Source organism: Acinetobacter sp. BSP-28 (assembly GCF_044130285.1).
Classification (GTDB): domain Bacteria; phylum Pseudomonadota; class Gammaproteobacteria; order Pseudomonadales; family Moraxellaceae; genus Acinetobacter.
Map to the genome: position 1 here is coordinate 27,336 of NZ_JBIQOB010000012.1, position 14,417 is coordinate 41,752.

At 43.9% G+C, this 14,417-nt stretch carries 12 protein-coding genes; all 12 read left to right on the forward strand.

Translation table 11 applies throughout. The features are described 5' to 3' along the window. Positions 1-8 precede the first annotated feature (8 nt). The 12 genes from nirB to ACE01R_RS10365 all read left to right on the forward strand — a co-directional run bounded on the left by nirB (position 9) and on the right by ACE01R_RS10365 (position 14,340). Positions 9-2,555: a nitrite reductase large subunit NirB gene (gene nirB / locus ACE01R_RS10310; RefSeq protein WP_395551021.1), complete on the forward strand. Its 2,547-nt coding sequence runs from the start codon at positions 9-11 to the stop codon at positions 2,553-2,555. 142 nt (positions 2,556-2,697) lie between these two features. Beyond that, positions 2,698-4,317 (forward strand): nitrite reductase small subunit NirD, encoded by a 1,620-nt coding sequence (gene nirD / locus ACE01R_RS10315; protein WP_395551126.1) that lies wholly within the window; start codon positions 2,698-2,700, stop codon positions 4,315-4,317. A gap of 312 nt (positions 4,318-4,629) precedes the next feature. Beyond that, positions 4,630-7,410: a molybdopterin-dependent oxidoreductase gene (locus tag ACE01R_RS10320; protein ID WP_395551022.1), complete on the forward strand. Its 2,781-nt coding sequence runs from the start codon at positions 4,630-4,632 to the stop codon at positions 7,408-7,410. After that, on the forward strand, positions 7,407-8,033 hold the full coding sequence (locus ACE01R_RS10325; RefSeq protein WP_395551023.1) for a molybdenum cofactor guanylyltransferase: 627 nt from the start codon (positions 7,407-7,409) through the stop codon (positions 8,031-8,033). The genes ACE01R_RS10320 and ACE01R_RS10325 overlap by 4 nt, the downstream gene beginning before the upstream one ends. A gap of 133 nt (positions 8,034-8,166) precedes the next feature. Continuing rightward, complete coding sequence (moaA, locus tag ACE01R_RS10330; protein ID WP_395551024.1) at positions 8,167-9,207, forward strand: GTP 3',8-cyclase MoaA; 1,041 nt, start codon at positions 8,167-8,169, stop codon at positions 9,205-9,207. 1 nt (position 9,208) lies between these two features. Then, positions 9,209-9,460, forward strand: a complete 252-nt coding sequence (locus ACE01R_RS10335; protein ID WP_395551025.1) for a MoaD/ThiS family protein — start codon at positions 9,209-9,211, stop codon at positions 9,458-9,460. Between the two features lies 1 nt (position 9,461). Further along, positions 9,462-10,019, forward strand: coding sequence for a molybdenum cofactor biosynthesis protein MoaE (locus ACE01R_RS10340; RefSeq protein ID WP_395551026.1), 558 nt, complete (start codon positions 9,462-9,464; stop codon positions 10,017-10,019). 39 nt (positions 10,020-10,058) lie between these two features. Beyond that, the gene (moaCB, locus tag ACE01R_RS10345) at positions 10,059-10,982 is read left to right on the forward strand and encodes a bifunctional molybdenum cofactor biosynthesis protein MoaC/MoaB (RefSeq protein WP_395551027.1); all 924 of its coding nucleotides are present in this window, start codon (positions 10,059-10,061) and stop codon (positions 10,980-10,982) included. A gap of 8 nt (positions 10,983-10,990) precedes the next feature. Continuing rightward, entirely contained in the window at positions 10,991-12,217 is a 1,227-nt protein-coding gene (locus tag ACE01R_RS10350; protein WP_395551130.1) for a molybdopterin molybdotransferase MoeA, read from the forward strand. A gap of 17 nt (positions 12,218-12,234) precedes the next feature. Next, complete coding sequence (gene modA, locus ACE01R_RS10355) at positions 12,235-12,999, forward strand: molybdate ABC transporter substrate-binding protein (RefSeq protein WP_395551028.1); 765 nt, start codon at positions 12,235-12,237, stop codon at positions 12,997-12,999. Between the two features lie 14 nt (positions 13,000-13,013). After that, a complete protein-coding gene (modB, locus tag ACE01R_RS10360) occupies positions 13,014-13,697 on the forward strand; it encodes a molybdate ABC transporter permease subunit (RefSeq protein WP_395551029.1) in 684 nt (227 codons plus the stop codon). 1 nt (position 13,698) lies between these two features. Continuing rightward, on the forward strand, positions 13,699-14,340 hold the full coding sequence (locus tag ACE01R_RS10365) for an ATP-binding cassette domain-containing protein (protein WP_395551030.1): 642 nt from the start codon (positions 13,699-13,701) through the stop codon (positions 14,338-14,340). Positions 14,341-14,417 lie beyond the last annotated feature (77 nt).

Here is a 14,417-nt window from a genome sequence, read left to right on the forward strand (position 1 = left end):
GAATGAATATGAAATTAGTCATGATTGGTCATGGAATGGTCGGGCACAAGTTTATTGAATCGGTTCTTGAACTTGCAGGTGACGAGGTTGAAATCACGATTCTGGCAGAAGAACCACGTCTAGCTTATGATCGCGTGCATTTAACAGAATATTTCACAGGCAAGTCAGCCAAAGACTTAACTTTATGTCGTGCAGATTTTGCAGATGCTTATGGCATAGATTTACGCCTAAGCACCAAGGCTGCTGAAATAGATACACTGAACAAAACCGTTACGACTAATCATGGCGAAGTCATTGCTTACGATAAACTGGTACTGGCAACAGGTTCATATGCTTTCGTACCACCTATTCCTGGTAATGACCGCGAAAACTGTTTTGTTTACCGTACTATTGAAGATTTAGATGCCATTCGTGCCGCAAGTTTAAATGCCAAAACCGGCGTGGTGATTGGTGGTGGCTTGCTTGGTTTGGAAGCTGCGAAAGCTTTACGCGATTTAAACTTAGAAACTCACGTAGTGGAATTTGCACCGCGTTTAATGGCAGTGCAAATTGATGACCTGGGCGGTAAGGTTTTACGTGCAAAAATTGAAAACTTAGGCGTAAAAGTTCATACCCAAAAAGCTACTCAATGCATTGAAGCGGGTGAAAATACCACGCATGTGATGAAGTTTGGCGATGGTTCTGAACTTGAAACCGATATCATTTTATTCTCTGCGGGGATTCGCCCACGTGATGAATTGGCGCGTCAAAGTGGATTGGCGCTTGGTGAGCGTGGCGGTATCGTGATTAACGATTATTGCCAAACCTCTCATGCTGACATTTATGCGATTGGTGAATGTGCACTGTGGCAAAACAAAATTTACGGTTTGGTCGCTCCGGGCTATGACATGGCGCGTATTGCCGCCAAGCATGTGATGGATCAGGCCTGCAATGAATTTGCCGGTGCAGATATGAGTACCAAGCTGAAACTGATGGGGGTAGATGTCGCATCGGTGGGTGATGCCCATGCCATGACGCCAAATGCACTCAGCTATTTTTATGCCGATGAAGATGCCATGATCTATAAAAAGATTGTGGTGAATGCGGAAAAAACCAGATTACTCGGGGCAGTGCTGGTGGGCTGTGCCAAAGAATATAATGACCTGCTGCAAATGATGCTGAATGGCCTGGCTATCCCGGAAAATCCGGAAAGCCTGATCATGCCGGGTTATGCGCAATCATCAGCGAAAACAGGTGGTAGCGGGGTCGATTTACTGCCAGATAGCGCAACCATCTGTTCATGTAATAACGTTTCTAAAGCAGATATTTGCAGTGCCATCGCCGATGGTTCAACCTCACTGGGTGCGCTAAAAAAATGTACCAAAGCCGCAACTGCTTGTGGTGGCTGTGCACCTTTAGTCACTCAAGTATTGAAATCTGAATTGCAACGTCAAGGGGTGACTGTTAACAACCACCTTTGCGAACACTTTGCCTATTCACGCCAAGAGCTGTATCACCTGGTGCGGGTCAATGAAATCAAAACCTTTGATGATCTGATCGGGCAACATGGTCATGGGATCGGCTGTGATATCTGTAAACCGACTGCGGCAAATATTCTGGCATCTTGCTGGAATGACTTTGTGCTCAAACCAAGCCATGCCGGTCTGCAAGACAGTAATGACTATTATCTTGGTAATATTCAAAAAGATGGCTCTTACTCGGTTGTGCCTCGTATGGCAGGTGGTGAAGTCACTCCAGAGGGTCTTATTGCAATCGGTCAAATTGCCAAAGAATACGGTTTATATACCAAGCTCACCGGTGGACAACGGGTCGACATGTTTGGTGCGCAAGTGCATCAATTGCCTGAAATTTGGGAAAAACTGATCAATGCCGGTTTTGAATCGGGTCATGCTTACGGTAAATCATTGCGTACCGTGAAATCATGTGTCGGCAGTACCTGGTGCCGTTATGGCGTGGATGATTCAGTGGGCTTAGCGATCTTCCTGGAAAACCGCTACAAAGGCCTGCGTTCACCACATAAATTGAAAATGGCAGTGTCTGGCTGTACCCGTGAATGTGCTGAAGCACAAAGTAAAGATGTGGGCGTGATTGCGACTGAAAAAGGCTGGAACCTGTATGTCTGCGGTAATGGCGGCATGAAACCACGCCATGCTGAATTGCTGGCATCTGACTTGGATACCCAAACTTTAATTCGTTATATCGACCGTTTCTTTATGTTCTATATCCAGACCGCAGACCGTTTGCAACGTACCTCGGTATGGCGTGACAACCTGGAAGGTGGTCTGGATTATTTAAAAGATGTAGTCGTGAATGACTCGCTTGGTTTGGCAGCCGAACTTGAACGCCGTATGAGCCATGTTGTAGGAACATATCAAGATGAATGGCGCACTGCGGTGGAAGATCCGGAAGTGCGTAAACGCTTCGTAACCTTTATCAATGCAAAAGTTGAACAGCAAAACGATCCACACATCCAATTCGCTGAGGTTCGCGGTCAAATCCGCCCCAAAACCGACGCTGAACGTGATGTGACTCGTATCCCTGTTGTTGAAGCATAAGAGATTTAGAACTTCTTTCATCACATTCTTATTTATTTCTCTTGCGCCTGGCTTTAAAGCAGTGCTTAAAACCAAGCTCAGGGAGAAACACAAAAGAGGGTATGAATCTTGATGAAAGAAGTTAAAGAAAAGGATAAAGATGATGACAATATTTAAAGAGATGAATAAAACCAACGAGCTGGAATGGCTGGAAATTTGTGCCTTGGATGACATTACTCCAAATACAGGCGTGGGTGCATTAATTGAAAATCAGCAAATTGCCATTTTCCGTGTCGGTCATGAAAAACGGGTCTATGCCTTAAGCAATCAAGATCCATTCAGTCAGGCGTTTGTGATGTCACGCGGCATCATTGGTGATTTGCAAGGTGAGCGTGTTGTGGCATCTCCGATCTATAAACAACATTTCAGTCTGGCCACCGGACGCTGTCTAGAAGATAAAGACCAAAAGTTACTAGTTTTCCCAAGCAAGATTGAAAATGGCAAGGTTTGGGTTAGCCCTACACCGCAAAAAACCTATATTACCAATAACAGCACTTCACAGGAAAAGATGAAGCTAGTCTTGGTGGGCAATGGTCTGGCGGGTATGCGCTGTCTGGAAGACTTGCTGGATATGGCACCTGAACGTTATGAAGTGACCGTAATTGGCGAAGAGCCATGGGGAAACTATAACCGCATCATGCTATCACCGGTGCTGTCAGGGGATAAAACCATTGACGATATCATGCTGCATCCACATGCCTGGTATAGCGACAAAAATATCCGTTTTATTGCCGGTGATGCTGCGGTCAAAATTGATCGTCCACGTAAACAAGTCTATACCGAAAAAGGCCTAGTGGTGGATTATGATCGCTTGATCCTGGCGACAGGTTCTAAACCTTTTGTTCCGCCAATTCCGGGTTCGGACTTAAAAGGTGTGATCAGTTTCCGAGATATCTATGATGTCAATACCATGCTGGAATACTGCAAATCTAAACAAAATGCAGTAGTGATTGGTGGTGGTCTGTTGGGACTTGAAGCGGCTTATGGTCTGAAACAACGTGGCATGAATGTGACAGTTTTGCATTTGATGGACCGGATTATGGAACGTCAATTGGATAGTCGTGCAAGCAGCCTGTTAAAACAAAGTATTGAAGCCAAGGGCATCAATATCATCACTCAAGCCAATACAGAACAACTGATTGGCGAAGAGGGTTATGTCACCCAAATCAAGCTGAAAGATGGCACCGTGTTAGATGCTGATCTGGTGGTTTTTGCTGTGGGCATTCGTCCGAATATGGCCTTGGCGCAAAGTGCCGGCTTACGTTGTAACCGTGGTGTGATCGTGAATGACACCATGCAAACCTTTGACCCAAGTATTTATGCGGTGGGTGAGTGTATTGAACATAGGGGGCAAACTTTTGGTTTGGTTGAACCACTTTGGGGCCAAGCTTTTATTTGTGCCTCACATCTGGCTGAACATGGTAGCTTGGTTTTTAAGGCGCCAACAGTGCCGACGCAGTTGAAAGTCAGTGGCTGCGACGTATTTTCAGCTGGAAACTTTGAACCGCAGGATGATTATGAAGATATTATCTTGAATGATGAAAAACGCCAGATCTATAAACGCATTATTATTCAAAAAGATAAAGTCATTGGTGCAGTATTGTTTGGTGATACTGAAGATGGGGCCTGGTATGCAGAACTGATTTCTGACCAAACGCTAATCAGTAATATTCGTAATAAATTGCTCTTTGGTAAAGATTTTGCATTAAAGAAAGCAGGTTAAGAAAAATCCATTTTGTAATGTACCAAACAGGATACGCGGAAACGTCATCCGCAACTGTTTGAGGCAGGACGAAATATGAAAACTCATGTTTCTGCGAATTTTTTGATAAATGGCGGATGTGAACGAGTTTTGCGGATCTTACGCCACAGTGTGGCTCAGGTTTTGCCTACTTTTCCCAAAAGAAAAGTAGGTCGAACCGAAGGTTAATCATGGCATATAAACATAGTTGAAAAGACCCCGCCGAGAACAGGGTACAGAATGATTTGAAATGCATCGGATTGAAAGTTTCAAAATTTAAGGAGCAAAGCAGAAATGAATAGTATCCCTGTAATGGAACTGCATAGCTCCACAGAAATAAATACCAAAATCACCAATACCACCTGTCCCTATTGTGGGGTGGGTTGTGGCGTAACTGCGACTGTACAGGACACAGCTTTAGGTCAAAAAGTTTCAGTTGCAGGGGATGTCAATCATCCATCCAACTACGGGAAACTGTGCATTAAAGGCAGTAATCTGGCCGATACCATTGGCCTAGAAACACGTGTTCTTCATCCCATGCTCGGCAGAAAGAATCAGCGAGAAAGAACTGACTGGAATACTGCAATGGATTTAATTGCTGAAAAATTTCAGCAATACATTGATCAATATGGTCATAACAGTATTGCCTTTTATGTGTCGGGGCAATTGCTGACTGAAGACTATTATGTGGTGAACAAGTTCGTCAAAGGTTATCTCGGTACAGCAAATATCGATACCAATTCACGACTCTGCATGTCGTCTGCGGTTGCGGCACATAAGCGCGCTTTCGGTGAAGATATTGTTCCGGCGAGCTATGAAGATTTTGAACATACCGAAATGGTGGTGCTGGTGGGTTCAAATACGGCATGGTGTCATCCGGTGTTATATCAACGCATTATGAAAGCTAAAGAACAGCGTAACCTGTTTGTAGTGGTGATTGATCCACGCTTTACCAGTACCTGTGAAGCAGCAGATTTACATTTGCCGATTTTACCGGGGCAAGACGTCGCTTTATTTAATGGCTTATTACAATATCTGGCGCAAAATGGTCATGCAGACCAAGATTTTATTGCTGCACATACGCAAGGTTTAGAGCAGGCTTTGACACACAGCCAAACTGAATCGTCCATTGATGATGTCGCAGTACGTACCGGTATTTCACTGGAAAAACTGCAAGTTTTTTATGAGCAATTCGCCCAAACTGAAAAAGTGATGACCCTGTTTTCCATGGGGGTGAATCAGTCTTCACAAGGCGTCAATAAAGCCAACAGCATTACCAATTGTCATTTGTTCAGCGGAAAAATTGGTAAGCTGGGTGCAGCGCCATTTTCCATGACTGGGCAGCCGAATGCGATGGGTGGTCGTGAGGTGGGCGGTTTAGCCAACATGCTGGCGGCCCATCTGGAGCTGGAAAATGAAAACCATCAGCAACTGGTGCAAAACTTCTGGCAAAGCCCTTATATTGCCAAGCAGGCTGGCTTCAAGGCCGTTGATCTATTCCATGCGGTAGAAAGTGGCAAAATCAAAGCCATCTGGATTATGGCGACCAATCCGGTGGTGAGTTTACCCGATGCCGATCAGGTCAAACGTGCCTTAGACAAGTGTGAATTTGTGGTGGTGTCTGATATTTGCCAAGACACCGACACCACACAATATGCCGATGTGCTTTTACCGGCTTTAGGCTGGGGTGAAAAAGACGGTACCGTCACCAATTCTGAACGCCGTATTTCCAGACAGCGTGCCTTTTTAGATGAGCCAGAACAGGCTAAAGCCGACTGGTGGGCGATTAGTCAGGTCGCTAAAAAAATGGGCTTTGATGGTTTTGAGTTTAATAATAGTCATGACATTTTTCTGGAACATGCACGACTTTCGGCTGAACAAAATTCAGATCTGGATCATCGCGAGAAAACGCCAAACTTCCGTTATTTCAATCTAAAGGCTTTAAGCAATTTAAATAAAACCGAATATGATGAACTGCAACCAGTGCAGTGGCCAGTGTGGACTAAACATCAACAAGATGATGCAGTCGCTCGAATGTATACCGAAGGGCAATTTAGCCATGCAGATGGCAAGGCTAAATTTATCGCCATTACCGCGATAGATCCGGTTAATCAAATCTGTAGCGAATTTCCTTTGGTACTGAATACCGGCCGGATTCGAGATCAATGGCATACCATGAGCCGTACCAGTTTATCTGCTAATTTAAGTACCCATCGCGCAGAGCCTTATTGTGAAATCCATCCACATGATGCATTGAAATATGGGATCAAAGATGGCGAATTGGTAGAAGTCAAATCGAAATGGGGCAACTGCGTATTACGTGCCACGGTCAGTGATGATATTCGTCGTGGACAAGTCTTTGCACCGATTCACTGGAATGATCAGGTCGCATCGGATGCCCGTATTGGCAAAGTGGTCAATCCTGTTGTGGATGCCATTTCCGGCGAACCTGAATTTAAACATACCCCGGTAATCATCCATCCCTTTTATAGCCAGTGGCAGGGCGTGTTTTTCGTGCGTCAGGGCTTTGAAAAAATCGTGCAAACCTCGATTGAAAATACGGTGTGGTGGACGAAAATTACCACGGCTAAAGCTGTGCGCTATGAACTGGCAGACCGTAAAAAATTTACCCAGACCACTGAGCATTTGAAAGAGCTATTACCGTTTCAGGATGAAAGTTTTGAATGGCTGAATATCGAAGATCAAACTGCACATATCAGTCACAGCGTGGTATTGAAAGATGGGCATTTGATTGCCAGCCTATATATTGCCCCTAAAGCTTTACTTCCAGATCGCGACTGGGTCGCAAGCCTGTTTAAACGTGAACGTTTAAGTGCCATGCATCGTAAGGCATTGCTTGCCGGTCAACCGATGTCTATGGCCAACAATGAAGGGCCGTTGGTTTGTAGCTGTTTTAAAGTGGGTAAAAACCGCATTATTGATGCCATTAAAACTCAAAATATCACCGATGAAAAACAGGTCACTGCATGTTTAAAAGCGGGTGGCAATTGCGGTTCATGTTTGCCTGAAATTCGTGGCCTGATCAAGGCTTGTCAAATGGAGGCGGTGGAATGAGAAAGAAATTGAAACTTTCGGTATATCCGCGCACTGACCTGGTGATTTTAGCCGGTGGGCAGGCAAAACGGATGAATGGCATCAATAAACTGTTACAGCAATTTGATGACCAAATTCAACTGATCAAAATCCATCAACAGCTGAAATTCAGTGTTCAACAGATATGGATCAACAGTCATCGTGATTATTCAATTTATCAAAAAATCATTCCCAGTATTCATTGTTATCAGGATGATGAAAGCGGATTTTTAGGCCCGCTGATGGGAATGAAAAGTGCCTGGACCCATGTACAGGCCGATTATGTGCTGTTCATCCCCTGTGATGTCACCTTTATTCCTGCAAGAGTTGTTCTTAAGCTGCATCAGGCTTTGAGTAAAAACACTCTGGCCGAAGTGGCTTATGTAGAAATCAATGGTACAGCCCTGTATCCCTTCTGTCTGGTCAAGCGTAGCAGCTTACGCACTCTTACTACGCATCTTGAGCAAAAACAGCGCAGTTTAAGGCAGTGTTTTTCGGATTTGAACGCTCAAGTGGCACGGTTTGAAAATCATGCCCTGTTTTTTCACAGTATTAACTCGCTGGATGAGCTGCAGCAGTATCAACAACTTAAATTTTTGCACTAAACCCGAAAATTTCTTCTTCAGCACAAAGTTGGAACACTTATTGCAAATCTAATTATAACAAGATGGGGCGATTTAAATCTTACGCACAATTCTTGTGCGATTACAGCAAGATGCCTGAAGATGGATGTTCAACATGAATATGATGACAGAGCTTGAAACCAATACACGATTTGTCGATCAGTTTGGTCGCAACAAGTGTAAATTGAGAATTTCAGTAACCGATCGCTGTAATTTTAAGTGTGTCTATTGCATGCCGGAACATCCTGAATGGATGAAAAAACACGATTTGCTCAGTTTTGAGGAGCTTTATCAGTTTTGTGATTTTATGGTGCGTCATGGCATTGAATTTATTCGCATCACTGGCGGTGAACCGTTATTGCGTCAAGGGGTGGTGCATTTTGTTGCCCAGCTTCAACAGCTAAAAAAGCTTGGGCTGAAACGCATTTCCATGACCACCAATGCCCATTATTTAAAACAATATGCACAGGCGTTAAAACAGGCAGGACTGGATGACCTGAATATCAGTCTGGACAGTTTGGATGTCCAGCAATTTAAACAGCTTACCCAAAAAGATTTATCTCCTGTACTCGAAGGAATTCAGGCGGCACAAGCGGTAGGGTTGCCGATCAAGATCAATAGTGTATTGATGAAGGGCATGAATGAGGATCAAATTCTGCCTTTAGCACGTTGGTCGGTGCAGCAAAAAATTATCTTACGCTTTATTGAATTTATGCCACTGGATGGTGACCGTAAATGGTCGAGTGAACATGTGGTCAGTGAACAGCAAATTTTAGAAATATTAAATACTGAATTTGCAGTAACGAGCCAAGACGCCTCTTCAGTTCGTTCAAGTTCAGAGCCGGCACGACAGTATTTTATTGATGGTCATCCGATCGGCATCATCTCCACCATTACCAATTCATTTTGTGGGACTTGCGACCGGGTGCGTTTAACCGCACAAGGTGAGTTTTATAACTGCCTGTTTGCGCCTCAAGGTTTAAATCTTAAAACTGAAATTAAAGCGCTGAATGCTTCTGAACCTCTGAGTGAACTGAGCTTGCATGCTGCATTATCACATTATATCTGGAACAAAGAATCAGGTTTTCATGCCATACAACAACGTTTAAAAAATCAGCCATCGCGCAAAATCAGCATGCATATGATTGGAGGTTAAGATGTCACAGATCACAATTAAAATTGAAACCTTCGGTGCGGTAGAACGACAGTTACCTCCAAACCTGGAATTGATCTGCAGTTCAAACAGTACGGTTGCCGAAGTGTTGGATCAAGTAGCACAGGATTATCCTGCGGCTTTTGCCATGATCGAACGCTGTGCCTGTGCCATCGGTGAGGACATTATTTCACGTCAAACTCAATTCCATGCAGATACGACTCTGGTGTTGCTGTCACCTGTGGCAGGAGGTTGAAATGGAACAGTTGAAAGCATTTTCCAGAATTCAGGATACCGCCTTAACTTTAGACAGTTTTGATCAGATTGAGCAGTTTCCTGAATGCGGCGGTATTGGCGTATTTATTGGCACCGTGCGTAATCATCATGAAGGCAAGGCAGTCAAGGCGTTGAAATACACGTCTTATGCGCCAGTGGCGGAAAAAATGATTCGCCAGATTGAACAGGACATTCAGCAGAAATATGGTGTGTCCTATGTTAGGGTCATTCACCGGATTGGCGCTTTGGATATTGGTGAAAAAGCCATTATCGCCATAGCCTATGCTGCACATCGCCGTGAAGCCTTTGCCGCCTGTGAAGAAGCGGTTGAACGGGTCAAGCACGAAGTGCCGGTCTGGAAAGAAGAATTTTATATGGATGGCAGTAGTCAATATGTGGAGGGCTGTTGCATCCGTAAAGATGAAGGAGATGTGGCTCATTCACATCATCATCCTACAGACTCATCAGGCCATCATGATCATCAGCATTGTGACCATGTCAAAGATCATGCTGCACCGATTTATCAATGGCCGCTTTAATTGAACAATATTTTGAAAAATGAATCATAGGAATATGCAATGAAAAATGTCGGGATGAAAGCAGAGAGTTATCGCACTGCAGTAGCCACAGGAATTCTGCACGCACCGCCACATTGCATAGAATTGCTCCGTAACGGTAATACTGAAAAAGGCGATGCACTAAAGACAGCACGAATTGCAGGCATTCTGGGAGCAAAGCGTACCGATGAGCTGATTCCATTGTGTCATCCACTGCCAATTTACCGTGCCGATGTGGAGTATGAACTGTTTGATGACCATGTCGAAATTATTGCAACAGTAGAAACCATTGGACCGACAGGTGTGGAAATGGAAGCCTTAACCGCAGTCAGTCTTGCTGGTTTAACACTATATGACATGCTCAAACCGCATTGTGAGCCGGAAGATTTATGTCTGGATCAGGTTAAATTACAAAAGAAAAAAGGTGGTAAGTCTCATTTTACCCGCGCCTTAAAAGAAGCAATGCCTGCTTCAATTATTGTACTTTCAGACACAGTGGCTGCAGGTAAAAAACCGGATACTGCCGGGCAAAATGTGCTGGAAATTTTACAGGAAGCCAATTTTAGCGAGATTGCTTATCACGTCATTCCTGACAGTCCGGAACAACTGCTAGCGTTGATTGAACAGCAAAAAAATGACTATCCATTGATATTAACCGTCGGTGGTACAGGATTGGGTCCGAAAGATCTTACTGTAGAAACCATTCAGCCTTTATTAAAACGGGAAATTCCCGGTTTGATGGAAGCCTCACGCAGTTTTGGACAGAAGCGCACGCCATATGCGGCCTTGAGTCGTGGCGTGGCCGGATATATTGATAACAGTCTGGTGATGACTTTGCCGGGCAGCCGTCAGGGCGCGAAAGAATCCTTGATCGCGGTACTACCTGCATTGGTGCACTTATTTGATGTACAGAAAAATATTCCCCATCCAGGTGGTTATCAATGAGCAGCGCAATGTCGGGATGTGGTGCTGAACCTGGCCTGATCACGGTAGATCAGGCACTGGATTTAATTTTAGAGCGTACTCAAGCCTTAGCGATTGAACAACTTGAATTAAATCAGGTTTTAAATCGTTATTTGGCTGAAGATGTTTATTCCAGCATTAATTTGCCCTTATTTTCGCAAAGTGCTGTGGATGGTTATGCCATTTGTGCGGAATCTTCCATTGACGCCAATAGCCGCTTTGATTTGATTGGAGAAATCCGGGCAGGGCAACAGGCTGAATTCGAACTTGAAGTTGGGCAGGCTGTGCGGATTTTTACCGGAGCTAAAATTCCCTTGGGGACTACTACGGTGGCGCGTCAGGAAATTGTTCAACTCACAGATGCTACAAAAATAGAAATTACCGAAAACTTAACTGCCCATGCCGACATTCGAGATGTCGGTGAAGAAATTGCAGTGGGACAATTGCTGGCCAGTCAGGGACAAGTACTCTCTGTAGGTGCTATTGCTTCTTTAAGTATGGCGGGTATTCAAACGGTAAAAGTTTATCAATATCCCAAAGTTGCAGTGGTGATTAGCGGGGATGAAGTTGCGGAGAGTGTAGATGACTTTGCGACAGGTAAAATCTTCGATGCCAATGGGCCGTTGATTCAAGCCTGGTTTCAGAATCAAGGACAGCAGGTTGAAATTTTCCATGTGGCGGATACGGAAGTTGCAGTTAAAGGTTTAATTCAAACATTATTGGACAGTTATGATCTGGTTTTAACCACCGGCGGTGTATCGGTTGGGGATTATGATTTTATTCGACCCGTAGCTCTCGATTTAGGCTTTGAACAGATGTTCTGGAAAGTTAAACAGAAGCCTGGCAAGCCGATGTTCTTTGCAGAATTAACACGAGCTGACTGCACACGTTGCTATCTGCTTGGACTGCCGGGCAATCCCGCAGCAGTTTATGTGGGCATGCAAATTTATACCTCTACTTTGTTAAGAGCTTTGCAAGGACAAAAACAGCAACCGGACTGGTTTAGCGCCGTGTTGAGCCATGATGTGAAAATGGATGGCCGAGAACGTTTTTTAAGAATGTCGGCCAGTTTTGATCAGGGATTGCTCAAGGTCAGAAGCTTGTCGAAACAGCAATCACATATGCTGAGCAATTTAATGCAGGCCAATTGTCTGGTCAGGATTCCTGCGGGAGTAGCTTTATCCAAAGGGCAAATCGTGCAAGGTCTATTTATTTAATGATGAGGAAAATGCTTATGAAAAAATCCCTGTTTTTAGCAGTGTGTTTATCAGTTACATTTTCCTCTAGCTATGCAGGCACGGTAAAAGTCTATGCGGCTGCCAGTCTGAGCAATGCCATTAGCGACATTGAAAAAATTTATGCAAAACAACATCCGAAAACAGATGTTGTAGCGGTATTTGGTGCGTCATCAGTACTTTCCAAACAGCTTGAAGCAGGGGCCAGCAGCGATATCTTTTTCTCTGCAGATTTAGACTGGATGAATTATCTGATCAAAAAGCAAATCATTCATGTAAATCAAGCCAAGCCATTATTATTCAATCAACTGGTGGTGATTAGCCCGAAAAATTTAAACATTCCTTTTAAAGCCCAATCCGGTTTTAATTTTGCGCAATCTTTTAAAGGACATCTCTGTACCGGGCAAATGGAATCTGTCCCTGCGGGTAAATATGCCAAACAGAGTTTGATTAAGCTGAATTGGTTGAATAGTTTAAAAGGACGCATTGTAGGAACAGATGATGTGCGTTCAGCTTTGGCATTTGTCGAACGTGGTGAATGTGAAGTGGGAATTGTCTATAAAACCGATGCACTCATCAGCCAGAAAGTAAACATTATTGGAACCTTCCCGGCAGATTCACATCATCCGATTATTTATCCGCTGGCATTGACCAAACAGGGCGAAAAGAACGCAGATGCAATTCAATTTGAAAAATTTATAAAAACCAGTCCGCATGCGAAAAGCATTTTTCAAAAATATGGATTTCGCATGAATCAATCATAGGTGATCACTCATTAATGTTCAGCCCCGAAGAACTCAGTGCTCTATATCTTTCGGCAAAAGTTGCCTTATGTGCAACGCTGATCTGTTTACCCTTTGCCGTGGCACTGGCCTGGACTTTGGCCCGCCATGAATTCAGGCTGAAATTTCTGGTCGAAGCGTGTTTACAATTACCGATGGTATTGCCACCAGTGGTTTTGGGCTATTTACTGTTGCTATTGTTTGGCAATAAAGGCTGGGTTGGACAATATCTAAATACGCTCGGGATTGAGTTAGCATTCAACTGGAAAGGGGCGGTACTGGCTTCCATGATCGTGGCTTTCCCCTTGATGGTGCAGCCGATTCGCCTGTCTTTTCAATTGATTAATCGGCAATTGGAACAGGTGGCTGGTTCATTGGGAGCAAGACCGTTCAGAGTGTTTTGCAGTATCAGCCTGCCTTTGGCACTGCCGGGCATGCTGATTGGAAGTATTTTATGTTTTAGCCGAAGTCTGGGGGAGTTTGGTGCCACCATTACTTTTGTCGGCAATATTCCAGATGAAACCCGCACGATTCCGATTGCGATTTATTCCTTCTTACAACAGTCGAATGGGGAAGAGTTTGCCATGCGGCTGGTGATTTTATCTTTGTGTCTGGCCTTTTCAGCACTGATTGCGAATTATTTTATTTTGCAGAAATATCAACGGAAATTGGGAACTTGAAATGTTGAAATGTAATTTTCAATATCAGCAGGCTGATTTTAGTTTGAATGTTGAACTGACAATGCAGCAGCAATTGTTAGGCATTGTCGGAGCATCGGGGAGTGGTAAAAGCACCTTGCTAAAAAATATTGTGGGTTTTCTCAAGCCACAGCAGGGTTGTATCCAATTGAATGAACAGGTGTTCATTGATACTCAGCAAAATATTCATGTGCCGATGCATCAACGTAAAATCGCGCTCATTTTCCAAAATGCCTTACTGTTTCCACATTTAAATGTGCAGCAAAATTTAAGTTATGCAGAAAAATTACTGGATAAATCGGAACGAAAATTTCAGTTTGATGAAATTGTCGAGTTACTGGAACTGACCCCATTGATTCAGCGTAAGGCTCATCAACTTTCGGGCGGGGAAGCACAGCGGGTTTCCATCGGTCGGGCCTTGTTGTCTTCACCGAACTTACTGCTTCTGGATGAGCCATTGACTGGACTGGACCGGAGCTTAAAACAGCAAATTTTACCGTTTTTTAAACGGATGAAAGATGAGCTTGATTTACAGATGATTTATGTCACGCATCATCCTGAAGAACTGGAATATTTAGAGGCTGATATCTTGCAATTAAATCAAGGTACATTACAGTCTTATTAAGCTGAGGCTGGGACACGATATAATTAGAATTAAAAATATAGCCTAAGCAATTTGAATCCTAAATTGCTTAGGCGATC

Coding starts and splice junctions, on each gene's coding strand:
- nirB (WP_395551021.1), top strand. CDS start 9: ATGAAATTAGTCATGATTGGTCATGGAATGGTCGGGCACAAGTTTATT.
- nirD (WP_395551126.1), top strand. CDS start 2,698: ATGACAATATTTAAAGAGATGAATAAAACCAACGAGCTGGAATGGCTG.
- ACE01R_RS10320 (WP_395551022.1), top strand. CDS start 4,630: ATGAATAGTATCCCTGTAATGGAACTGCATAGCTCCACAGAAATAAAT.
- ACE01R_RS10325 (WP_395551023.1), top strand. CDS start 7,407: ATGAGAAAGAAATTGAAACTTTCGGTATATCCGCGCACTGACCTGGTG.
- moaA (WP_395551024.1), top strand. CDS start 8,167: ATGAATATGATGACAGAGCTTGAAACCAATACACGATTTGTCGATCAG.
- ACE01R_RS10335 (WP_395551025.1), top strand. CDS start 9,209: ATGTCACAGATCACAATTAAAATTGAAACCTTCGGTGCGGTAGAACGA.
- ACE01R_RS10340 (WP_395551026.1), top strand. CDS start 9,462: ATGGAACAGTTGAAAGCATTTTCCAGAATTCAGGATACCGCCTTAACT.
- moaCB (WP_395551027.1), top strand. CDS start 10,059: ATGAAAAATGTCGGGATGAAAGCAGAGAGTTATCGCACTGCAGTAGCC.
- ACE01R_RS10350 (WP_395551130.1), top strand. CDS start 10,991: ATGTCGGGATGTGGTGCTGAACCTGGCCTGATCACGGTAGATCAGGCA.
- modA (WP_395551028.1), top strand. CDS start 12,235: ATGAAAAAATCCCTGTTTTTAGCAGTGTGTTTATCAGTTACATTTTCC.
- modB (WP_395551029.1), top strand. CDS start 13,014: ATGTTCAGCCCCGAAGAACTCAGTGCTCTATATCTTTCGGCAAAAGTT.
- ACE01R_RS10365 (WP_395551030.1), top strand. CDS start 13,699: ATGTTGAAATGTAATTTTCAATATCAGCAGGCTGATTTTAGTTTGAAT.